General features: G+C 49.6%; 17 protein-coding genes, 1 tRNA gene and 3 rRNA genes. 4 read left to right on the forward strand and 17 right to left on the reverse strand.

Translation table 11 applies throughout. From position 1 onward, the window contains the following. Window positions 1–177: 177 nt before the first annotated feature. The 5 genes from spfP to E2566_RS21320 all read right to left on the reverse strand — a co-directional run bounded on the left by spfP (window position 178) and on the right by E2566_RS21320 (window position 5,544). Window positions 178–225, reverse strand: a complete 48-nt coding sequence (gene spfP, locus E2566_RS22095) for a small protein SpfP (protein WP_071892919.1) — start codon at window positions 223–225, stop codon at window positions 178–180. 162 nt (window positions 226–387) lie between these two features. Further along, window positions 388–3,177: a DNA polymerase I gene (polA, locus tag E2566_RS21305; protein ID WP_107169366.1), complete on the reverse strand. Its 2,790-nt coding sequence runs from the start codon at window positions 3,175–3,177 to the stop codon at window positions 388–390. Between the two features lie 384 nt (window positions 3,178–3,561). Next, the gene (dsbA, locus tag E2566_RS21310; RefSeq protein ID WP_107169367.1) at window positions 3,562–4,185 is read right to left on the reverse strand and encodes a thiol:disulfide interchange protein DsbA; all 624 of its coding nucleotides are present in this window, start codon (window positions 4,183–4,185) and stop codon (window positions 3,562–3,564) included. A 24-nt stretch (window positions 4,186–4,209) separates the two neighbouring features. After that, window positions 4,210–5,196, reverse strand: a complete 987-nt coding sequence (locus E2566_RS21315) for a serine/threonine protein kinase (protein ID WP_107169368.1) — start codon at window positions 5,194–5,196, stop codon at window positions 4,210–4,212. Between the two features lie 78 nt (window positions 5,197–5,274). Beyond that, complete coding sequence (locus tag E2566_RS21320) at window positions 5,275–5,544, reverse strand: YihD family protein (RefSeq protein ID WP_005968263.1); 270 nt, start codon at window positions 5,542–5,544, stop codon at window positions 5,275–5,277. Between the two features lie 212 nt (window positions 5,545–5,756). Between E2566_RS21320 and mobA the strand changes: the two genes are divergently transcribed. Both mobA and mobB read left to right on the forward strand, forming a co-directional pair. After that, window positions 5,757–6,320, forward strand: coding sequence for a molybdenum cofactor guanylyltransferase MobA (gene mobA / locus E2566_RS21325; protein ID WP_107169369.1), 564 nt, complete (start codon window positions 5,757–5,759; stop codon window positions 6,318–6,320). A 4-nt stretch (window positions 6,321–6,324) separates the two neighbouring features. Continuing rightward, window positions 6,325–6,846, forward strand: coding sequence for a molybdopterin-guanine dinucleotide biosynthesis protein MobB (gene mobB / locus E2566_RS21330; RefSeq protein ID WP_107169370.1), 522 nt, complete (start codon window positions 6,325–6,327; stop codon window positions 6,844–6,846). A 108-nt stretch (window positions 6,847–6,954) separates the two neighbouring features. Here the strand turns inward: mobB and rrf are convergent. The 11 genes from rrf to E2566_RS21385 form a co-directional block, all read right to left on the reverse strand. Continuing rightward, a 5S ribosomal RNA gene (gene rrf / locus E2566_RS21335) occupies window positions 6,955–7,070 on the reverse strand. A 134-nt stretch (window positions 7,071–7,204) separates the two neighbouring features. Next, a 23S ribosomal RNA gene (locus E2566_RS21340) occupies window positions 7,205–10,112 on the reverse strand. Window positions 10,113–10,339: 227 nt separating this feature from the next. Beyond that, a tRNA-Glu gene (locus E2566_RS21345) sits at window positions 10,340–10,415 on the reverse strand. Window positions 10,416–10,555: 140 nt separating this feature from the next. Then, a 16S ribosomal RNA gene (locus tag E2566_RS21350) occupies window positions 10,556–12,096 on the reverse strand. Together the 16S, 23S and 5S rRNA genes with 1 tRNA gene alongside form the textbook arrangement of a ribosomal RNA operon. A gap of 427 nt (window positions 12,097–12,523) precedes the next feature. Continuing rightward, on the reverse strand, window positions 12,524–13,519 hold the full coding sequence (gene rbsR, locus E2566_RS21355) for a ribose operon transcriptional repressor RbsR (protein WP_165800685.1): 996 nt from the start codon (window positions 13,517–13,519) through the stop codon (window positions 12,524–12,526). A gap of 4 nt (window positions 13,520–13,523) precedes the next feature. Next, the gene (gene rbsK, locus E2566_RS21360) at window positions 13,524–14,450 is read right to left on the reverse strand and encodes a ribokinase (RefSeq protein WP_107171112.1); all 927 of its coding nucleotides are present in this window, start codon (window positions 14,448–14,450) and stop codon (window positions 13,524–13,526) included. Between the two features lie 71 nt (window positions 14,451–14,521). Further along, window positions 14,522–15,409, reverse strand: coding sequence for a ribose ABC transporter substrate-binding protein RbsB (gene rbsB, locus E2566_RS21365; protein ID WP_005976509.1), 888 nt, complete (start codon window positions 15,407–15,409; stop codon window positions 14,522–14,524). A gap of 25 nt (window positions 15,410–15,434) precedes the next feature. Then, on the reverse strand, window positions 15,435–16,403 hold the full coding sequence (gene rbsC / locus E2566_RS21370) for a ribose ABC transporter permease (protein ID WP_107171113.1): 969 nt from the start codon (window positions 16,401–16,403) through the stop codon (window positions 15,435–15,437). 7 nt (window positions 16,404–16,410) lie between these two features. Then, entirely contained in the window at window positions 16,411–17,916 is a 1,506-nt protein-coding gene (gene rbsA, locus E2566_RS21375; RefSeq protein WP_107171114.1) for a ribose ABC transporter ATP-binding protein RbsA, read from the reverse strand. A gap of 7 nt (window positions 17,917–17,923) precedes the next feature. Beyond that, window positions 17,924–18,343: a D-ribose pyranase gene (rbsD, locus tag E2566_RS21380; protein WP_107171115.1), complete on the reverse strand. Its 420-nt coding sequence runs from the start codon at window positions 18,341–18,343 to the stop codon at window positions 17,924–17,926. Window positions 18,344–18,659: 316 nt separating this feature from the next. Beyond that, window positions 18,660–19,055 carry a YgiW/YdeI family stress tolerance OB fold protein gene (locus tag E2566_RS21385; RefSeq protein WP_107171116.1) on the reverse strand — a complete coding sequence of 132 codons (396 nt, stop codon included), beginning with the start codon at window positions 19,053–19,055 and terminating at the stop codon, window positions 18,660–18,662. 244 nt (window positions 19,056–19,299) lie between these two features. Between E2566_RS21385 and qseB the strand changes: the two genes are divergently transcribed. Both qseB and qseC read left to right on the forward strand, forming a co-directional pair. Further along, window positions 19,300–19,962: a quorum sensing response regulator transcription factor QseB gene (gene qseB, locus E2566_RS21390; RefSeq protein ID WP_107171117.1), complete on the forward strand. Its 663-nt coding sequence runs from the start codon at window positions 19,300–19,302 to the stop codon at window positions 19,960–19,962. Continuing rightward, the gene (qseC, locus tag E2566_RS21395; RefSeq protein ID WP_107171118.1) at window positions 19,959–21,308 is read left to right on the forward strand and encodes a quorum sensing histidine kinase QseC; all 1,350 of its coding nucleotides are present in this window, start codon (window positions 19,959–19,961) and stop codon (window positions 21,306–21,308) included. The genes qseB and qseC overlap by 4 nt, the downstream gene beginning before the upstream one ends. 159 nt (window positions 21,309–21,467) lie before the next feature. Here the strand turns inward: qseC and kup are convergent, their stop codons facing one another. Beyond that, on the reverse strand, window positions 21,468–23,336 hold the full coding sequence (gene kup / locus E2566_RS21400; protein ID WP_107171119.1) for a low affinity potassium transporter Kup: 1,869 nt from the start codon (window positions 23,334–23,336) through the stop codon (window positions 21,468–21,470). Window positions 23,337–23,345: the final 9 nt, after the last annotated feature.

Below are 23,345 nucleotides of genomic sequence, written 5' to 3' on the forward strand. Positions count from 1 at the left end.
TCGCATCACGTACCCACTTTCCCGCAATGATCGCCCACCAGAGACGTTCTTTTCACACTCGAAACTGTGCTGACCCGCTGCTGTCTATCAGGCAATTATTGGCGTTTTAAGGGCAAAAAATCCTGGATAAAGCCCATAAAAAACGCCCCGCTCAAAACTGAGCGGGGCGGCTAATATTCAGCCAAATCCGATTACGTGAAGTAAAAGGTCTGAAAGATAGAACATCTTACCTCTGTACCCTACGTCTTTAACTCTACCCTATTTTTTCACGGGAACAAAGGCTTTTTTGTTGTTTACTTTCATAGAAAATGGTTATCGATTACACAAAGTTAAACCAGGTCACACAATACTGTTATTTAATTACAGAAATAGCGTAAGAATCGGCCATTAATGTGCTTGATCCCAGTTCATGCCCGTGCCGATGTCTACCTGCAACGGAACATTCAATTGCATACAACCTTCCATTAATACTTTGATTTTACTAATAGATTCCTCAATAACCGAATCGTGGATCTCGAAAACCAGTTCATCGTGAACCTGCATGATCATCTTCACCTTCGGCGCGTCTTTCTGTAGCCAGTCGTCAATCGCGATCATGGCTTTCTTAATAATATCCGCAGCGGTCCCCTGCATCGGGGCGTTAATCGCCGCGCGTTCCGCGCCTTTACGCGCCATCGCATTACGAGAATGGATATCTGGCAGGTAGAGACGGCGACCATCCAATGTAGACACATAGCCATGTTCCGCAGCCTGTTGGCGCGTCCGCTCCATGTAATCCTGCACACCAGGATAACGCTCAAAATACAGGTTCATGTATTTCTGCGATTCGCTACGGGGAATGTTCAACTGGCGTGACAAGCCAAATGCGCTCATGCCGTAGATCAGACCGAAGTTGATCGCTTTCGCACTACGACGCTGTTCTGCTGTCACCTTATCTAACGCGATGCCAAACACTTCTGACGCCGTTGCACGGTGGATATCCAATCCGTTTGCGAACGCATTCAACAGCCCTTTATCACCCGATAGATGCGCCATAATTCGCAGCTCAATTTGCGAGTAGTCCGCCGCCACAATGCTGTAGCCCTTAGGTGCAATAAATGCCTGACGAATACGACGCCCTTCATCATTACGAACCGGGATATTTTGCAGGTTAGGATCGCTGGAAGACAAACGTCCGGTTGCAGTAACGGCCTGATGATAAGACGTATGCACTCGCTTCGTTGCCGGATTGATCATCAGCGGCAGCTTATCGGTGTAAGTAGATTTCAGCTTGGCTAAGCCACGATACTCTAGGATCAGCTTCGGCAGAGGGTAATCAAGCGCCAGTTCAGCCAGCACTTCTTCATTGGTTGATGGTGCGCCTTTTGGCGTTTTCTTCAGAATCGGCAGCTTTTGCTTTTCATACAGAATGCCCTGTAGCTGCTTGGTCGATGAGAGATTGAACTCTTCACCCGCCAGCTCATACGCTTCTGTTTCCAGCTCCGCCAAACGAGTCGTTAGCTCTTTTGAGTGTTCTGCCAGAATCGCGGGATCGATCAGCACGCCCGTACGCTCGATGCGGGATAAAACTGGCACCAGCGGCATATCAATCGTCTGGAAGACCTGACACAGATCGGCATGTGGCTGGAGTTTCCCCCAGAGCTTCTGGTGCAGATGCAGCGTAACGTCCGCATCCTCGGCCGCATACGGCCCAGCCTGTTCCAGTGCGATCTGATTAAACGTCAGCTGATTTTTTCCTTTACCCGCAATTTCTTCAAAAGTAATAGTCTTGTGGTTCAGATAGCGTTCGGCCAGACTATCCATATCGTGACGACCCGCCACACTATCAAGCACGTAAGATTCCAACATGGTATCAAACGCGATGCCGCGTAAATCGATGTCATACCGTTGCATCACGCCTTTATCAAATTTGAGATTCTGGCCAATCTTAAGCAGCTTCTCATCTTCCAGCAGCGGTTTAAACAATGCCAATACCGTGGTGCGATCCAACTGCTCCGGCGCATCCAAATAATCATGTGCCAACGGTAAATAAGCCGCTTCACCGGGCTTAATCGCAAATGACAAACCAATCAGATTGGCTGTGAGCGTATCCAGTCCGTCGGTTTCTGTATCAAAAGCGAAAACTTCAGCCTGTTTTAAACGCTCAACCCAATCCAGCAGCGTTTTTTCATCAAGAATAGTGACATAGCCATCGGCAGAAAGCGTAGGCGCATTATCTTCTTCAGCAGCCTGCTCAACTACCACGTTACTTATGGCCTGAGCTGGCTGGCTGCTCTTTTTACCCTGCATCCAGGTGCCTGATTCAATATCTGATAACCAGCGTTTAAATTCATAACGGGAAAAGAGGCGATGCAGTTCATCCACATCCAGCTCGTTAACGGTGAGCTGATCGCAGCTAAGTTCCAGCTCAACATCCGTTTTAATGGTGGCAAGCTGATAAGAGAGGTAGGCCACTTCTTTATGCTGTTCCAGCTTCGGCGCCATAGTTTTCGCGCCACGGAAGGAAAGCCCGGCAATTTTATCGAGATTGGCATAGAGCGAATCCAGCCCGCCAAGCCCTTGCAATAGCGCCTGAGCCGTTTTTTCACCCACACCAGGCACACCGGGAATGTTATCCGATGCATCTCCCATCAACGCGAGGAAATCGATAATCAGCTCAGGAGGAATACCGTATTTATCACACACTTCCTGTGGGCCAAGAATGGTGTTGTTCATGGTGTTAATGAGCGTCACGCTCGGCGTTACAAGCTGTGCCATATCTTTATCGCCGGTACTAATCAGCACCGACTTACCCGCTTTTTCCGCCTGCACCGCGAGTGTACCAATGACATCGTCCGCTTCTACACCAGAAACAGCCAAAAGCGGCAACCCCATTGCTTTCACCATATTATGCAGAGGTTCTATCTGTTCGCGTAGATCCTCCGGCATAGGTGGGCGGTGAGCTTTATAGTTTTCGAACAGCTCATCGCGAAACGTTTTCCCTTTCGCATCAAAAACAACGGCAACGTGGCTGGGGCTATATTGCAGCAGCAAACTGCGTAGCATATTCAGTACGCCATACATTGCACCGGTTGCTTCTCCCGCGCTGTTTGTTAACGGTGGGAAAGCGTGATACGCACGATACAAATAGGATGAACCGTCTACCAGTATTAAAGGGTTTTCTGCAATCTGAGCCATAGCCTGCCGTGATCGTTGTTAGTCTGTCATAGCGCTAAGCATGCCATAGGTCAGAGAAAGAGACGATCCTTAACGTAAGATATCGGTTGATTTTGCATGGAGCATCGCAAGATTTTCCTGTGGATAACTTTGTGAATAGTTTTATTTTCGTAATTATTAATTTATCCATTTGTCTAATGGATTTATTTAATCATTATAAATTTCATAAAGTTACAATATAAATTGTTTGTTTTTGATGCATGGCAAACCGTCATCTAATTTGTGGATATAAACAAAAAGATAAATAGATATTGTAGGTGGTGAGATATAAAAGATAAGGGAGTGAACAGCTTGAAGTATAACGGGTATAGGCCATGCGGTTAACCCGCATGGCCTATTAAGTGATTACTTTTTAGTAATGAGGAATTTCACCACATCAGCATACTGTTTTACGTAAGCGTCCATTGAGCTAGTATCAAGACCATCGTTCTTGATCATATATTTGCCATTAACGAACATCGCTGGAACACCACGTAATTGTAAATCTGCAGCCGCTTTTTCTTGTTGGGCAACCAGAGATTTCACAACAAAACTGTTCAGGGCACCATCAAATTCTTCCGCACTCACACCAGCTTTTACAAAGACAGCGCGAATATCTTCCGGTTTTTGTACGGTCTGTGTTTTCTGGACGGCATCAAACATCAGCGGGGTAATTTTATCTTCCACACCCAGCGCCATGGCCACAGCCCAAGCCTGCGTCAGGTTTTTACCCAATGGGCCCAAGAAGTCCACATGATAACGCGTCATCTTCACTCCCTCCGGCAGCGCTTTTTTTACTGCATCCGGGACATGGTAAACTTGTTCAAATTGATAGCAGTGCGGACAATAGAATGAGAAGAACTCGAGAACCTGAGGCTCTTGGGTTGCAGGTTTATCTAATTCTACATATTGTTTACCGTCAGAAAATTCTGCAGCAGAAGCACTAAATGCCAGAACGACGCCAATCAGCGCAAGCCATAATCTTTTCATAAATTTAACTCTCTCCATTTAATTTCAGTACATGGGCATCAGTTGTAGAGGAGGCTCCTGCAACAGCTGAGTTTGTCCAATAAATATTGCCGTTTGCTTCAACCAAAAATCGGCATCCGTCATCCAAGGGAAATTTTTCGGAAAAGCAGGGTCTTCCCAACGACGCGCAACCCAAGCCAGATAATAAACCTGTCGCATCGCACGAAGAGGCTCAATCAACGCCAGTTCTTTCTCCTGAAAATCCGAAAATTCACTATAAGCCTCTAATAAGATATCCAATTGAATACGTTGTTCACGGCGGTCGCCATGCAACAGCATCCATAAATCCTGTATTGCCGGGCCATTGCGAGCATCGTCCAAATCAACAAATAGCGGGCCATCACGCCACAAAATATTTCCTGGGTGACAATCCCCATGCAGACGCAATGGACGCCAGTCGCTGTGCCAATAAGTTTCAACTGTATCAATCAGTTGACGGGTTGCCTGTAAAAAATTATGTCGATGTATTTTCGGTATTAGCGGACACGTCTCCAGCAACCGATAAGGTTCATGCAAATATTCATTTACCCCGATCGTCGGTCGCTCGGTGAATAACGATTTCTGCCCCGTCTGGTGAATGCGTCCAAGAAAACGACCGACCCACTCTAGCTGATCTTCATTATCCATCTCATACTGCCGCCCCCCCATACTAGGGAATACGGCAAAATGAAATCCGTCATAAACATTCAGCGTCTGTCCATTAAGAAAAACAGGCGCGACGATAGGCACTTCATCTTCTGCCAATTGTTGGGCAAAAATGTGTTCTTCCACAATTTGCGCCGCACTCCACCGTTCCGGCCGATAAAATTTCACCACGAATCGTTTACGATCTTCATCAGCGAATTGATACACCCGGTTTTCATAGCTGTTTAATGCCGTCAGACCGGAGTCAACGCGCAGACCGACATCCAACAAGGCATCCACGATCAAATCTGGGAACAGTGTCTGGAAATTAAATACCGAGCTATTCATCGCGACCACAAATGGCCTGAGGCGGCATCAGATATACGCGTAAAATAGTTAGCATCATGAACGTGTTATTTCTTTTCACTAGTCTTTAATAACCCCACGGGCACGCAGCAAAGCGGTTTTGAAATCTTCCTCGTAGTCTTTCTTTAGACCAGGAATGACTTGTTCTTTATCTGCATCACGCATTTTCAGATGGTAAATAAGGATATCATCAGTTAGTTCGTTTAACTGCCCCTCGAACCCCGCCTCCTGTGCAAGGTTTTGTAAAAATTGCACTAGGTTTAAATCGGGCTCTTTTTGCCAGGCTGGATGCAGCAGCTCTATCAGCTCATTAACACGGTGACATTTCATTTTTTTCTCCTTAAAAACGGTTTGTACTCAATAAATTTCAAGAAGTAGAAAACAGCTTGAGTAATGTTGAATATATAGCGATAAAAATAACAGCCTTGCGCACATGAGGAAAGAACTTGGTCTTCGGTGAAAGTTTTCAGAGAATAATGTATGGTTCCTCCCTCATAAGCTTTCGTATAAAGAAAAGTGGGCATAGATAATTGGGAAGTGAAATGATTACAGGCGTTATTCTCGCGGGCGGACGTGCAACGCGCATGGGCGGGCATGATAAAGGTCTGATAACACTAAACGGTGTAGCACTATATCAACACGCCCTGTCTCGGCTTAGAACACAGGTTGACGAGGTCATTATCAGCGCCAACCGCAATCAGGATGTATATGCACAAAGCGGGTGCCGCATTATTGGTGACGTTGATACAACCTTTCCAGGCCCGCTGGCTGGCATCCTGAGTGGATTACATGCATCTACGTCCGAATGGGTGGTATTCGTCCCTTGTGATGTCCCGGCCTTCCCTATCGACTTGGTACACCGCTTATGGCAAGCACGTGGGGAAGCCAATGCCGCTTATGTGACCGATGGGGAACGTTCGCATCCCACATTACTCTTAATCAATAAAAGCCTCATTGAACCATTGGAAACTTATCTGCATCTAGGAAACCGTAAATTAATGCTATTTATGGAACAGGTTCGGGCAAAAACCGTTTCATTTAGCGATCAACCAGGAGCCTTTCGCAATATGAATTCTCCTGAAGATTTATCTAACTGGGAGGATTAGCACAGTGAATTCTAAACGCCTCCCCTTGCTCGCAATCGTTGCTTACAGCGGTACAGGTAAAACAACATTACTCAAACACGTCATCCCTCTACTAACTAACCATGGCGTTCGAGTCGGGTTAATTAAACATACACATCATCGGATGGATATTGATACACCAGGTAAAGATAGCTACGAGCTACGTAAGGCGGGTGCGACACAGACTATGGTCGCTAGCAGCGAAAGGTGGGCGTTGATGACGGAAACGCCTGAGCAGAAAGAACCCAATATTTATGATTTGGCAGGAAAAATGGATGCATCAACTCTCGATCTGGTTCTGGTTGAGGGTTTTAAACACGAAAAGATCGCTAAAATAGCCTTATTTCGTCAATCGTTGGGCAGAGAGTTGCATGATTTGATCGATGAATATGTCATCGCGATTGCGACAGACTCTGAGACAGATACCATACTTCCAATGCTCGATATCAATCAGCCAGAACAGGTGGCTAATTTTATCCACCAATGGCTTCAAAATAGCCGTCGATAACCTGCTTATCGGCGGTCTTCGCCACGGGATACGCGTAAATAAGTACTCTCCGCAACGCGCACAGCAAAAAGCCCTCGTCTTTCGACGAGGGCTTTCCACTTGTTTGATGCCTGGCAGTTCCCTACTCTCACATGGGGAAGCCCCACACTACCATCGGCGCTACGGCGTTTCACTTCTGAGTTCGGCATGGGGTCAGGTGGGACCACCGCGCTATCGCCGCCAGGCAAATTCTGTTTCATTCCAACCGTTATGCTCTACTTTTCTTTTGTATCGCACAACCATCAGAACCAATCTTCGAACAAGCTGAATATCGTTCTCTATGAGTCTTTCATCACCCACAAAACACCTTCGGTGTTGTAAGGTTAAGCCTCTCGGGTCATTAGTACTGGTTAGCTCAACGTATCGCTACGCTTACACACCCAGCCTATCTACGTCGTCGTCTTCAACGGCCCTTCAGGGACATCAAGTGTCCAGGGAAGACTCATCTCGAGGCAAGTTTCCCGCTTAGATGCTTTCAGCGGTTATCTCTTCCGCACTTAGCTACCGGGCAATGCAATTGGCATCACAACCCGTACACCAGTGGTGCGTTCACTCCGGTCCTCTCGTACTAGGAGCAACCCCTCTCAATCTTCCAACGCCCACGGCAGATAGGGACCGAACTGTCTCACGACGTTCTAAACCCAGCTCGCGTACCACTTTAAATGGCGAACAGCCATACCCTTGGGACCTACTTCAGCCCCAGGATGTGATGAGCCGACATCGAGGTGCCAAACACCGCCGTCGATATGAACTCTTGGGCGGTATCAGCCTGTTATCCCCGGAGTACCTTTTATCCGTTGAGCGATGGCCCTTCCATTCAGAACCACCGGATCACTAAGACCTGCTTTCGCACCTGCTCGAGCTGTCACTCTCGCAGTCAAGCTAGCTTATGCCTTTGCACTAACCTCCTGATGTCCGACCAGGATTAGCTAACCTTCGTGCTCCTCCGTTACGCTTTGGGAGGAGACCGCCCCAGTCAAACTACCCACCAGACACTGTCCGCAACCCGGATTACGGGCCTACGTTAGAACATCAAACATTAAAGGGTGGTATTTCAAGGTTGGCTCCATGCAGACTGGCGTCCACACTTCAAAGCCTCCCACCTATCCTACACATCAAGGCTCAAGGTTCAGTGTCAAGCTATAGTAAAGGTTCACGGGGTCTTTCCGTCTTGCCGCGGGTACACTGCATCTTCACAGCGAGTTCAATTTCACTGAGTCTCGGGTGGAGACAGCCTGGCCATCATTACGCCATTCGTGCAGGTCGGAACTTACCCGACAAGGAATTTCGCTACCTTAGGACCGTTATAGTTACGGCCGCCGTTTACCGGGGCTTCGATCAAGAGCTTCGCCTTGCGGCTGACCCCATCAATTAACCTTCCGGCACCGGGCAGGCGTCACACCGTATACGTCCACTTTCGTGTTTGCACAGTGCTGTGTTTTTATTAAACAGTTGCAGCCAGCTGGTATCTGCGACTGGCTTCAGCTCCATCCGCAAGGGACTTCACCTACGCGCCAGCGTGCCTTCTCCCGAAGTTACGGCACCATTTTGCCTAGTTCCTTCACCCGAGTTCTCTCAAGCGCCTGAGTATTCTCTACCTGACCACCTGTGTCGGTTTGGGGTACGATTTGATGTTACCTGGAGCTTAGAGGCTTTTCCTGGAAGCGTAGCATTGGTTACTTCATCACCGTAGTGACTCGTCATCACGCCTCAGTGTTAACGATGACCCGGATTTACCTAAGTCACCCACCTTCACGCTTAAACCGGGACAACCGTCGCCCGGATAACCTAGCTTTCTCCGTCCCCCCTTCGCAGTAACACCGAGTACAGGAATATTAACCTGTTTCCCATCGACTACGCTTTTCAGCCTCGCCTTAGGGGTCGACTCACCCTGCCCCGATTAACGTTGGACAGGAACCCTTGGTCTTCCGGCGTGCGGGTTTTTCACCCGCATTATCGTTACTTATGTCAGCATTCGCACTTCTGATACCTCCAGCAACCCTCACAGGCCACCTTCAACGGCTTACAGAACGCTCCCCTACCCAACAACGCCTAAGCGTCGCTGCCGCAGCTTCGGTGCATGGTTTAGCCCCGTTACATCTTCCGCGCAGGCCGACTCGACCAGTGAGCTATTACGCTTTCTTTAAATGATGGCTGCTTCTAAGCCAACATCCTGGCTGTCTATGCCTTCCCACATCGTTTCCCACTTAACCATGACTTTGGGACCTTAGCTGGCGGTCTGGGTTGTTTCCCTCTTCACGACGAACGTTAGCACCCGCCGTGTGTCTCCCGTGATAACATTCTTCGGTATTCGTAGTTTGCATCGGGTTGGTAAGTCGGGATGACCCCCTAGCCGAAACAGTGCTCTACCCCCGAAGATGAATTCACGAGGCGCTACCTAAATAGCTTTCGGGGAGAACCAGCTATCTCCCGGTTTGATTGGCCTTTCACCCCCAGCCACAAGTCATCCGCTAATTTTTCAACATTAGTCGGTTCGGTCCTCCAGTTAGTGTTACCCAACCTTCAACCTGCCCATGGCTAGATCACCGGGTTTCGGGTCTATACCCTGCAACTTAACGCCCAGTTAAGACTCGGTTTCCCTGCGGCTCCCCTATTCGGTTAACCTTGCTACAGAATATAAGTCGCTGACCCATTATACAAAAGGTACGCAGTCACCTAACAAGTAGGCTCCCACTGCTTGTACGTACACGGTTTCAGGTTCTATTTCACTCCCCTCGCCGGGGTTCTTTTCGCCTTTCCCTCACGGTACTGGTTCACTATCGGTCAGTCAGGAGTATTTAGCCTTGGAGGATGGTCCCCCCATATTCAGACAGGATGTCACGTGTCCCGCCCTACTCATCGAACTCACAACTTGTGCATTTTTGTGTACGGGACTATCACCCTTTACTGTGCGACTTTCCAGACGCTTCCACTAACACACAAACTGATTCAGGTTCTGGGCTCCTCCCCGTTCGCTCGCCGCTACTAGGGGAATCTCGGTTGATTTCTTTTCCTCGGGGTACTGAGATGTTTCAGTTCCCCCGGTTCGCCTCATTACGCTATGTATTCACATAATGATAGTGTGTCGAAACACACTGGGTTTCCCCATTCGGGTATCGTCGGGTATAACGCTTCATATCAGCTTACCGACGCTTATCGCAGATTAGCACGCCCTTCATCGCCTCTGACTGCCTAGGCATCCACCGTGTACGCTTAGTCGCTTAACCTCACAACCCGAAGATGTTTCTTTCGATTCATCATCGCGCTGCGATTATTTGAGAGACTCATTGACAGACTGATTCACCACGACACACCCGAAGGCCGTCATGCATGTTCAGCTGTCATGTTTCAATTTTCAGCTTGTTCCAGATTGTTAAAGAGCAATATCGTAAACATGACTCCGAAGAATCATCTTTAAGATATTCATGATAATGTCTTTCACTCATTATCGGATTGGCGTCCCCAAGGGGATTCGAACCCCTGTTACAGCCGTGAAAGGGCAGTGTCCTAGGCCTCTAGACGATGGGGACACGAAAAATCCGTACCGAATTAAAAATCCGGCACTATCGCGTCAGCATGAGTTAACACTCATTACATCAACAGGTGCGCTTGCTCAGTATTTTCATCAGACAATCTGTGTGAGCACTTCACTTAACACACATCTTCTTGGTAAGGAGGTGATCCAACCGCAGGTTCCCCTACGGTTACCTTGTTACGACTTCACCCCAGTCATGAATCACAAAGTGGTAAGCGCCCTCCCGAAGGTTAAGCTACCTACTTCTTTTGCAACCCACTCCCATGGTGTGACGGGCGGTGTGTACAAGGCCCGGGAACGTATTCACCGTAGCATTCTGATCTACGATTACTAGCGATTCCGACTTCATGGAGTCGAGTTGCAGACTCCAATCCGGACTACGACGTACTTTATGAGGTCCGCTTGCTCTCGCGAGGTCGCTTCTCTTTGTATACGCCATTGTAGCACGTGTGTAGCCCTACTCGTAAGGGCCATGATGACTTGACGTCATCCCCACCTTCCTCCGGTTTATCACCGGCAGTCTCCTTTGAGTTCCCACCATTACGTGCTGGCAACAAAGGATAAGGGTTGCGCTCGTTGCGGGACTTAACCCAACATTTCACAACACGAGCTGACGACAGCCATGCAGCACCTGTCTCAGAGTTCCCGAAGGCACTAAGCTATCTCTAGCAAATTCTCTGGATGTCAAGAGTAGGTAAGGTTCTTCGCGTTGCATCGAATTAAACCACATGCTCCACCGCTTGTGCGGGCCCCCGTCAATTCATTTGAGTTTTAACCTTGCGGCCGTACTCCCCAGGCGGTCGATTTCGCGTTAGCTCCGGAAGCCACGCCTCAAGGGCACAACCTCCAAATCGACATCGTTTACAGCGTGGACTACCAGGGTATCTAATCCTGTTTGCTCCCCACGCTTTCGCACCTGAGCGTCAGTCTTTGTCCAGGGGGCCGCCTTCGCCACCGGTATTCCTCCAGATCTCTACGCATTTCACCGCTACACCTGGAATTCTACCCCCCTCTACAAGACTCTAGCCTGTCAGTTTTGAATGCAGTTCCCAGGTTAAGCCCGGGGATTTCACATCCAACTTAACAGACCGCCTGCGTGCGCTTTACGCCCAGTCATTCCGATTAACGCTTGCACCCTCCGTATTACCGCGGCTGCTGGCACGGAGTTAGCCGGTGCTTCTTCTGCGGGTAACGTCAATCGATGAGAGTATTAATCTCACCGCCTTCCTCCCCGCTGAAAGTGCTTTACAACCCGAAGGCCTTCTTCACACACGCGGCATGGCTGCATCAGGCTTGCGCCCATTGTGCAATATTCCCCACTGCTGCCTCCCGTAGGAGTCTGGACCGTGTCTCAGTTCCAGTGTGGCTGGTCATCCTCTCAGACCAGCTAGGGATCGTCGCCTAGGTGAGCCATTACCTCACCTACTAGCTAATCCCATCTGGGCACATCCGATGGCAAGAGGCCCGAAGGTCCCCCTCTTTGGTCCGAAGACGTTATGCGGTATTAGCTACCGTTTCCAGTAGTTATCCCCCTCCATCAGGCAGTTTCCCAGACATTACTCACCCGTCCGCCGCTCGTCACCCGGGGAGCAAGCTCCCCTGTGCTACCGCTCGACTTGCATGTGTTAGGCCTGCCGCCAGCGTTCAATCTGAGCCATGATCAAACTCTTCAATTTAAGATTTGTTTGATTTGCTGAACTCGTCAGCGATGCTCAAAGAATTAAAACTGTTTATTCGTAATGAATTTACTGTTGTTCACTCTTCAAGACTTTTTTATATCGTTAAGATACGGTCTTGTGAGTGCCCACACAGATTGTCTGATTATATTGTTAAAGAGCAGTGCCACTTCTACGGTGGCGCGGGCTGCATATACTATGCCAATCCGCTTTAAAGTCAAGTCATTACTGACCGTCTTTATTAAATCTTTTTCTGTCACCCCAACCGCGTGTCGCTGTTGCCGTGTCAGTGGAGGCGCATTATAGGGACTTCTCGGCGGCTGACAAGTGCTAAATGCAAAATAATTTCTGAGTGGTTTTTTTTTCAGCAAAGCGTATTAAAAGACGGCGTTATGCCGGATTTTTCAGCGTTTTCTTAGCCAAAATCTTACCGAACTGACTGACGTACCATTAATTCCGGCGTCAGCACCAACACATTCGGTTCAGTATTTGGATGTTCCAGACGATACAGCAGCGTATCGACTGCTAATTCGCCGAGCTCGTCCTTTGGTTGATGAACCGTAGTGAGAGGCGGAGACATATAGCGAGCGAGTTCAATATCATCGTAACCAATAACCGCCATGTCTTGAGGGATTGAAAGCCCCGCCTGATAAAGAGCGTGGTAAACACCCACAGCCATTGCATCGTTACTGGTGAACACCGCTTCGGGTTTATCTTCCAGCGCTAATAACTGCTGCATCGCGCGGTAACCTGTTTCAAATTCAAAATCACCAAAAATCTCATAATCAGCGGGAATGGGTAACCCAGCGAGCTGCATCGCCTGTCGATAACCCTCCAGTCGGTTATAGGCTGTCGTCTTATCTTTCGGCCCCGCAATGCAGGCTATCTTTTTATACCCACGAGAAATGAGGTGATTGGTCGCAATCTCTCCACCGAGCAAAGAGTTATCTTTAATAACATCAATAGCGCCTTCAAAAGGTGCCCAATCCATCATGACCATAGGAACAGAAGGATAGCGGCTCATCATTTCAGGCAAGGGGCGATGGCTTTCAGTGCACATCAGCAATACGCCGTCGACCCGCTTTTGCAGGAGCGTTTCAAGGCTATGACTCATTCTGTCGCGATCGCCTTCGGTGTTGCACAGAATCAGGCTATAGCCCCGCTCATAACAACAGCGTTCAACGCCACGCACAACTTCAGCATAAAACGGGTTACTACTGGCTGTGAGCAACATACCGATAGTGCGGGTCTGGTTTATTTTCAGACTTCTGGCCAGCGCAGATGGCGCATAGTTGAGATCCTCAACGGCCTTCATCACCTTTTCGCGAATGGTATCGCTGACAAAGCGATTGTTATTAATGACGTGAGATACAGTAGAAGTAGAAACGCCCGCCAAACGGGCGACATCTTTCATGGTGGCCAAAAAATTACCCCTGAGCTTGCAAAAATGCGTCGATCTCTTCTCGCCACGGGACAGAAGGTTGAGCACCTCGGCGAGTTACTGCAATCGCAGCCGCAGCATGAGCGAACTTCACAGCAGAAGACATTGGCCGGTTTTCCAGCAAGGCGGTAACCAACGCACCATTAAAGGTGTCTCCAGCGGCAATAGTATCCACAGCTTTTACGCGATACCCCGGAATACGCTGCCCTTGACCACTTTCACTTAGCCATACGCCACGGCTACCCAATGTGATAAGAACCGTCTCGATACCTTTATCGTGCAGAACCCGTGCTGCGCGAGCGGCGTCCTCTTCTGTCTCAATCGTAATTCCTGTCAGGAACTGTGCTTCGGTTTCATTCGGCGTGATCATATTGACCAGCGATAACAGTTCATCAGGCAGTTCACGAGCAGGAGCCGGGTTGAGAATCACTTTAGTCTGGTGTTCATGTGCCAGTTTAGCTGCCTCAATAACCGTTGCCAACGGCGATTCAAGCTGCATAAGCAATGCAGAAGCATCAATAATGTGTTGCCCATGATGATGAAGATAATCAGGCGTCACCGCTGCATTCGCGCCAGCGTTAATTGCGATCATGTTCTCAGCTTCAGCGTTAACAAAAATCAGCGCAACGCCCGTTGTTTCCCCGGAGATAGCCTCAACGGCAGAAACATCAATATTGTCCTTGGAGAGCTGCTGACAAATGCGAGCGCCGATATCATCTTCTCCGACGCAGGCAATAAAGGCGATATCCGCACCACTTCGGCCAGCGGCAACGGCCTGATTAGCGCCTTTCCCGCCGAAAGCGACACTATATTGTTCACCGATCACCGTTTCGCCCGGGCGGGGAAATTGCTCAAGATTGAGAATATGGTCAGCGTTAATACTGCCCAGCACCACCAGCTTACCCGTTTTCATTATGTCGAATCCCGCTACGTTAATAATGCGCCACCACAAACGGGTGGCGCGAGCCCTGCTTTATTCTTTACTTATTTAGCGACCAGCTTCAGGTCAACTGGAATGATGGCCTGCGTTTTTTCACCTTTCAGCACTTTCGCAGCCGTTTCGATGCCGATTACACCGATCTGGTCTGGACGCTGAGCCACCGTTGCTGCCAGCTTGCCTGACTCAACGGCTTTCACACCATCTTGGGTACCGTCAAAGCCCACAACCAGCACATCTGTCTTGCCTGCGGTTTGTAATGCACGCAGTGCACCTAACGCCATTTCATCGTTCTGAGCAAATACCGCCTGAACGTCAGGGTGTGCGGTCAGCAGGTTCTGCATCACGTTCAACCCTTTAGTACGATCGAAATCAGCAGGTTGGCTTGCCAGCATAGCGAATTTATTTTTCTCAGCAGATTTCATGAAACCCGCCCCACGCTCACGCGCAGCAGAGGTTCCTGCGATCCCTTCCAACTGAATCACCTTGGCACCTTCACCCAATTTCTTGGCAATGAAATCACCGGCAACTTTACCGCCGAAAGCGTTATCAGAAGCAACGTGGCTTACGACTTCACCACTGCTAGCGACACGGTCCAGCGTAATGACCGGGATTTTTGCCTGATTAGCCATTTTAATCGCATTGCCTACTGCATCAGAGTCAGTCGGGTTGATCAGCAATACTTTGGTGCCACGGACCGTTAAATCCTGAACGTTAGCCAGTTCTTTCGCAGGGTTATTCTGAGAATCCAGCACAATCAACTCATAGCCCAGTTTGTCAGCTTCTTTCTGCGCCCCCTCTTTCATAGAAACAAAGAACGGGTTATTCAGCGTAGAAACCACCAGAGCAACCGTATCTTTGGCCAAGGCATTAGCACTGACAGTCGCGCTCAGCGCAACAGCGGAAACCAGAGTAGCCAGCTTTTTCATATTCATAACTCAATTCCTGTGTGAATGAAGGTTATTTACTGCTTTTGTTATCTACCAGAACCGCCAGCAAAATGACGACTGCTTTGACAATCATTTGGTAGTAAGAAGAAACACCTAATAAATTCAGTCCATTGTTGAGGAAACCAAGGATAAGTGCGCCGATCAACGTGCCAACAATACGCCCCTTGCCTCCTGCCAGACTGGTGCCGCCCAATACCACTGCTGCAATGGCATCCAGTTCATACCCTGTACCCGCTGTAGGCTGTGCAGAGGATAAACGTGCAACTTCAATAATTCCCGCCAGGGCAGACAGCAGCCCGCACAGGGAATAGACAATAATCTTGATTTTATCAACGCTGATACCGGATAAGCGGGTTGCGGATTCATTACCACCCAGCGCATAGATATAACGCCCCAGGCGCGTATGGTGCAGCATGTACCAGGTCGCGGCGAAGACGATAGCCATGATCCAGATTGGCGTCGGAATCCCCAACGGACGACCGATACCGAACCAGCCAAAAGCATCTGCCACGTCGGAAAAACCCGTATTAACCGGGCTACCGTTGGTATAAACCATTGTCACGCCGCGCAGTAACAACATCATGACCAGCGTAGCGATAAATGCCTGCACTTTGCCTTTAGAAACAATGATACCCGTGCCTGCGCCAATCAGTGCCCCCAGTGCCAGCGCACCAAATACTGCCACCAGCGCATTCACTTCAAGCCCAACAATGGAAGCCGCGACGGCACCAGTCAGCGCCAACAGTGAGCCCACCGACAAGTCGATTCCCGAGGTCAAAATCACCAGCGTCATACCGACAGCCATAATGGCGTTTACCGATGTCTGCTGGAGAATATTGAACAGGTTATTCAAGGTGAAAAAGTTAGGGCTCATGGCGGAAACAACCGCAATCAGGATCAGGAGCGCGATCAGCGATTTTTGCTCCAGTAACCACTCTTTGCTGAACCAGCGTTTTGCCGCGATAGATTGAGAACTCATGTCTGACTTACTCCTGCTTTGCGCCGTATTGCTTACCAACGGCCGCAGCCATCAGTGCTTCCTGGGTTGCTTGCTCAATCGGGAAATCACCGCTTAAGCGCCCTTCATGCATCACAATGATGCGATCGCTCATTCCCAAGACTTCGGGCATTTCGGATGACACCAATATGATGCTCAACCCTTCTTCTTTGAATTGATTGATTAGCTGATAAATTTCTTTCTTCGCCCCCACATCAACGCCACGCGTTGGCTCATCAAGGATCAAGACATTCGGGCGCGTCATCAGGCCACGGGCAATCGCCACTTTTTGCTGATTACCACCGGAAAGCAGGCCGATAGGCTGCGTCATAGAAGGCGTTTTAACGTTGAACAAGCGAATAAAGTCAGCGACCGCCAACTGTTCTTCGGCGTGTTTGAGACGACCACCAGCATGGCTGAAATAGCGCAGTGCGGTTAACGACATGTTTTCTTTTACCGACATGCCCAGCACCAGACCATCTCGCTTGCGATCTTCAGAGATATAAACGATGCCGTTGGCTAAACCATCCTGCGGTTTACGGGTCACCACGTCACGGCCATCAAGCGTCACATTGCCGCCAGTACGTGGTAGCGCACCGTAGAGAATCTTCATCAGTTCAGTTCGACCCGCGCCCATCAGCCCTGCGACACCCAGGATTTCACCTTTCCGTACCGTAAAGCTAACGTTGTCTACGCCAGGTCCAGACAGGTTCTGCACCTTAAGGCGAACCTCTCCCGGCGCTTTATTTGAGCGTGGGTACTGATCTTCCAGCTTGCGCCCTACCATCATTTCAATCAGCGTATCTTCCTGTAAGTCGCTTACCGGACACTCGCCGATAAACTGACCATCGCGGAAAACGGTAATGTCATCGCAGATTTCGAAGATTTCTTTCAAACGGTGGGAAATATAAACGATGCCACATCCCTGAGATTGCAGCTCTTTGATCACACTGAATAACGAAGCGGTTTCGGTATCGGTCAGGGCATCGGTGGGTTCATCCATAATGATGACTTTCGATTCAAAGCTCAGTACTTTGGCAATTTCCACCATTTGCTGATCGCCAATCGATAAATCCCCCACCATACGGCGACTGTCATAGCGCAAATTAAGGCGTTTCAGCAGTTTATCGGCTTCAGCATACATCTTGTTCCAATCAATTCGCCCGAAACGGTTGGTAAACTCACGACCGAGGAAGATATTCTCGGCAATCGTGAGCTGGGGAATCAGGTTAAGCTCCTGATGGATAATACCGATACCTGCTTCCTGAGACGCTTTCGGCCCGTTGAAATCCACCTCTTGCCCCAGAAAATGGATGCTGCCGGCATCTTTACGATAAATCCCGGTCAGGACTTTCATCATGGTGGACTTGCCCGCACCGTTCTCGCCCACCAACGCCATCACTTTTCCCGGGTAGACATTGAGTGCCGCACCGGAAAGCGCTTTAACGCCCGGAAAAGATTTCGTGATGCCTTGCAGTTGCAGTAAAGGTTGCATTGATACCTCAGAACGTTACGCCAGCACAAAGGATGACATTGGCATACGGTGAACACTCTCCGCTGCGAATGATGGCCCGGCTTTTGCCGCTTTGGGTTTTAAATTCTTCATGGCTGACATAGTGCAATGCAATTGAGTTTCCCTGGTGTTGTTCAAGTTGCTTCAATTGATCGAGTAACGCGTCATGGACCGCGGGGTTCTTTTCAATCATCTCTTCCGCCAGAATAGCGGCCTCGACCTGCATTTCACTGGTGACAACATTAACCACCTGCAAAAACGTTGGCACATTGTGCGTCAACGCCAGATCGATACGGGTCGTCGTTTCTGGAATCGGTAAACCAGCATCACCAACAACAAGGCTATCGGTGTGCCCCAGCCGAGCAATCACGGAAGAAATATCTGAATTCAATAATGCTGCTTTTTTCATCTCTCACCCCACCAGCGAAACGTTTCGCTGATAATATTCTAGAAAAAGAAGAGAGAAAGGCAATGAAGAAATAAAAAAAATGTGATCACTATCGAAACGTTTCGCTAACAAAAAATAAAGACAACATAATGTGGTTATCTACCCTAGATAATTCAGGTTTCAGGAAGATGGCAAAGGAAGGTATCTCGATGAGCTTAACCAAGCCGATCGCTTGTGTGAATAAATGCTGGCAACGTGAAAAATGACGGACGTAGATAGTTGATAAATAGAGAGATGGCGGGAAATAGCCCGCCATTCGACAATTGAAGATAACAGATTAGAGTTTACGGATCTGCTTCACATCCAGCTCGACTGAATTGAAGTCTTTATCCAACTCACCCTGGATTTCCACTTTATCCGTGGGCGAAATCATCTGACCATTCCAACGCTTGTGATCGATTTCAACTTCTATCGTGCCCGTCGCATCGCGGAACAGATAGTTCTCATCACCAATCCGTTTTTCAATATTGCCACTCAGCGTAACCCAACTGTCGTCACGCAGATCTTTAGCCTTAGCTACCGTGGTGAGGGTGTTCTGTGAATCGATGAATCCCCCTTTATGTGTGCCAACCGCAGGCGTTTCCGGGTTAACGAAACCACCGCCGCTTTGTGCAGCAAATACGGGTGCAGAAACCAGAGCGGTAATGGCGAATAACGCAGCTGCTTTTTTCATATTTTACCTTCCTTATTTTGCCTGTCGTTTCGCAGTCAACCTGCGGGAGTAATCGGTCTTCGAGAAGGATTAAAACAAACCGTTCTTAACAGAATCTTAAGGAGTCATCCTTTGCATTTTTATTTTTTTATCTTGCCGAAATCGCCCGATTTCAGCGATTTGTCCTGTACACATCACCCCACGATTTCGTATAAAACCGGGAAAGGCGTAAATACGACAGCGGTACATTCCCTGCGAGGCGGCCATGAGAATATTGTTAATTGAAGACGATCGCCTGATCGGTGATGGTCTAAAAGCAGGGTTGACCAAACTGGGCTTTAGTATTGACTGGTTTACGGAAGGTAAAGCGGGTGCTGCCGCATTAAAGGCCGCCCCTTATGATGCGGTGGTGCTCGATCTCAGCCTGCCGGGTATGGATGGGATGGATATCCTACGCCAATGGCGTCAGGCTGGACATGATGAACCGGTGTTGATTCTGACCGCCCGCGATGCGCTGGAACAACGCGTGGAAGGGTTGCAACAGGGTGCCGATGATTATTTATGTAAGCCCTTTGCACTAACGGAAGTCGCCGCTCGCCTACAGGCACTGATTCGCCGCCGTCACGGTCAGCTCCAACCCACATTAACGCACGGCTCAGTTTCCCTTGAGCCAGGCTCTCGGAGCGTCACGCTTAACAACGCGCCTCTCATATTAAAATCCCGCGAACTGGCGCTGCTGGAACTATTTTTGCTCAATCCCAACCGCGTACTCACACGTGTGCAGTTAGAAGAAAAGCTCTACGGGTGGGATGATGATGTCTCTAGCAACGCGGTCGAAGTGCATATCCACCACCTGCGCAAAAAACTGGGCAGCGGGTTTATCCGTACCGTACATGGCATTGGCTATATTCTGGGGGACGCACCATGAACCGACTCAGCCTGCGTTTACGCCTGGTTGCGGGTTTTACGCTGTTGACAGTGATGTGCTGGGGCGTAGCCAGTCTGCTTTCGTGGTCTCAAACGCGCCATAACATCAATGAACTCTTTGATACCCAGCAAATGTTGTTTGCCAAACGTCTGGCCACCATGAATCCCGATGAATTGCGAATCCAATCAACTTCTCTGCCCAAGACCAAAAGTCTGGTACATAAAGACCGAGGTAAACAGGATGATGATGCACTGGCCTTCGCCATGTTTACCCACGATGGGAAAATGGTGTTGAACGACGGTGAGAACGGCAAAGATTTCATTTTTGACTATAAGCACAACGGCTTCACCGACGGCAAACTGCGCGATGATAACGACACATGGCGCATCGTCTGGCTGACGACGGAGGATAATCGTTATGTGATTGCGGTGGGTCAGGAATGGGAATACCGTCAGGATATGGCGTTGGATATTGTAAAAACCAACCTGATGCCCTGGCTGTTTGCGCTACCGATCATGCTGGCGCTGCTGTTCTGGCTGGTAACACGCGAACTCTCGCCGCTAAAACAAATTGCCGCTGAGCTTCAGCAGCGTTCCCCCGATGACAGCACCCCGCTGGCAACGCAGCACATCCCGCAAGAAGTTCGCCCGCTGATTAACGCATTAAACCATCTGTTTTCCCGTATCAGCGACATGCTGGTTCGGGAACGCCGTTTTACCTCCGATGCCGCTCACGAACTGCGTAGCCCGCTAGCGGCGCTGAAAGTTCAAACCGAAGTCGCACAGTTAGCGCATGACGATGAGGCCATGCGTCGCCATGCATTAATGAATCTGGATAAAGGTATCGATCGCGCCACCCGGCTGGTAGATCAGCTCCTGACGCTGTCGCGACTGGATGCCGAATCGTCTCCCGAAGGGATGCACCCCGTCCAGTTCAATGAACTCCTGCAACAGGCGGTGATCGCGCATTACCACACGGCGCAAACCGCAGGTATCGAACTCACGCTGGACTTACCGGATACTCAGGTTATCCGGCAGGGTCATCCGCTGCTGCTAACGCTGCTAGTGCGCAATCTATTGGATAACGCCATCCGCTACAGCAATGAGGGGGGGACGGTAAATCTGACGCTGACGGAACGTGGATTTAAGGTAGCCGATAGCGGACCGGGCATCAGCGATGAAGCGTTGGCAAGAATCGGCGAGCGTTTTTATCGCCCACCAGGGCAGGAAAAATCTGGCAGCGGTCTGGGAATTTCCATCGTGAACAACATCGCCACGCTGCATCACATGCGGGTTACATTCATCAATCAGCCCGAAGGCGGGCTGATTGTGTCGGTTAACTGGTAGAAGCTGTAGGATGTTACGTTCAGGTGTTGGGATAAGATCGAGATATACGGTCGACCACGGGGCGAGGTATCCCTGCGGGAACCTCATCCCCGTGTTTCCCTAATAACCAACAACGAGTCGCTGCATACGTGTTAATGATAGCGAGTACAAAGAGATCACTTAAATCTCGACCTGTATCCCCAGTTCGATCAGCCTGTTCGGCGGTATTTCAAACTGATCCGCCGCCCGCAGCGCATTGCGGCTGAGCATCATGAATAGCTTACCGCGCAGGCGCAGATACCATGGACGCTCACCGATAATCAGCGATTCATTGGACATAAAGAAAGACGTTTCCATCATTTGGCAAGTCAGCCCATCCTGCCAACAGCGCTGAAAGACTTCCTCTACATCCGGCGTCTCACGCCAGCCATAGTTAGCGATCACGCGCCAGAACGTCGGAGAAAGCTGTTCAACCGTCACGCGTCGCGCGTTCAATACATAGGGTGCATCCTCTGTTCGCATGGTCAACAGCACCACGCGCTCATGCAGGATCTTGTTGTGTTTGAGGTTATGCAGCAGCGCAAACGGGATCACACGTGTCGCACGCGAGAAATATACCGCCGTACCAGGAACCCGCGTCGGTGGGGATTTCTCCAGCGACGCAATCATGGCATCCAGCGAATTACCATGCTCATGCAGCCGGCGCAGTAACCTGAAGCGCTCGCTTTTCCACGTCGTCATGATAATAAACATCACCATGCCCAGTGCCAGCGGTAGCCATCCACCGGACAAGATCTTGACCACGTTTGCCAAAAACATGGGTAGGTCAATCATCAGCAAGCCTGCCAAAAAAACCCATGCCAAATAGCGGTTCCAAAGCCAGTTTTTCACCGCCACCGTACAGAACAGAATGCTGGTAATCACCATCGTGCCCGTTACCGCAATACCGTAAGCCGCAGCCAGATTGCTCGAATGCTCGAAGCTGACGATCACGATGACAACAGCGATATACAGCATCCAGTTAATGGCGGGAATATAAATCTGACCGGATTCCATATCTGACGTGTGTACGATACGCATCGGCGGTAAATAGCCCAACCGCACTGCCTGGCGCGTCAGGGAGAAAACGCCTGAAATTACCGCCTGCGAGGCAATGATCGTCGCCAGAGTCGCCAGCACCATCAGCGGAATTAGCGCCCAATCAGGTGCCAACAGGAAGAACGGGTTTTTGATCGCCTCGGGGTTCTTTAGCAGCAACGCGCCCTGCCCGAAGTAATTTAATACCAGCGACGGCAGCACTACCGTAAACCACGCCAGACGAATAGGGAATTTACCGAAGTGGCCCATATCGGCGTACAGCGCCTCGACACCGGTAATGGCTAGCACCACCGCGCCCAGTGCGAAGAACGACACCGCTTTGTATTCGATAAAGAAACGAGCGGCGTACATCGGATTCAAGGCCTGCAAGACTTCAGGGTTAGCGATAATGCTGCGCGCACCCAGTACGCCGAGCGTTAAAAACCAAATCAGCATCACAGGCGCAAACAACTTGCCGACGCTGCCTGTGCCGTGTTTTTGAATGATAAAGAGTAATGTCAGAACGACAATCGAGAGCGGGACGATATAGCTGTCCATCGACGGCGCGGCGATTTCCAGCCCTTCCATCGCCGACATCACCGAGATGGCAGGCGTGATAACCACTTCCCCATAGAAGAAGCTGCCGCCGATCAATCCCATAATGACCAGCACGGACGTCATGCGATCGGAAGTATTACGCCCAGCCAGCGACATTAATGTGAGAATTCCGCCTTCACCCGCATTGTCAGCACGCATCACATAGGTCAGGTATTTCAGCGAAACAACGAGAACCAATAGCCAAAAGATCAGTGAAAGAAAGCCAAAGACCGAATCAGGCTCGACCCCAAAACCAAACTGCCCTGATAAACATTCCCTTAACGTATAAAGAGGGCTGGTTCCTATATCTCCATAAACCACCCCGATGGCCGCCAGCGTGACAGCCGGAAGCGAACGTTTATGTTCTGAGCTCATAAACCTATC

The organism is Pectobacterium punjabense, assembly GCF_012427845.1.
GTDB lineage: Bacteria > Pseudomonadota > Gammaproteobacteria > Enterobacterales > Enterobacteriaceae > Pectobacterium > Pectobacterium punjabense.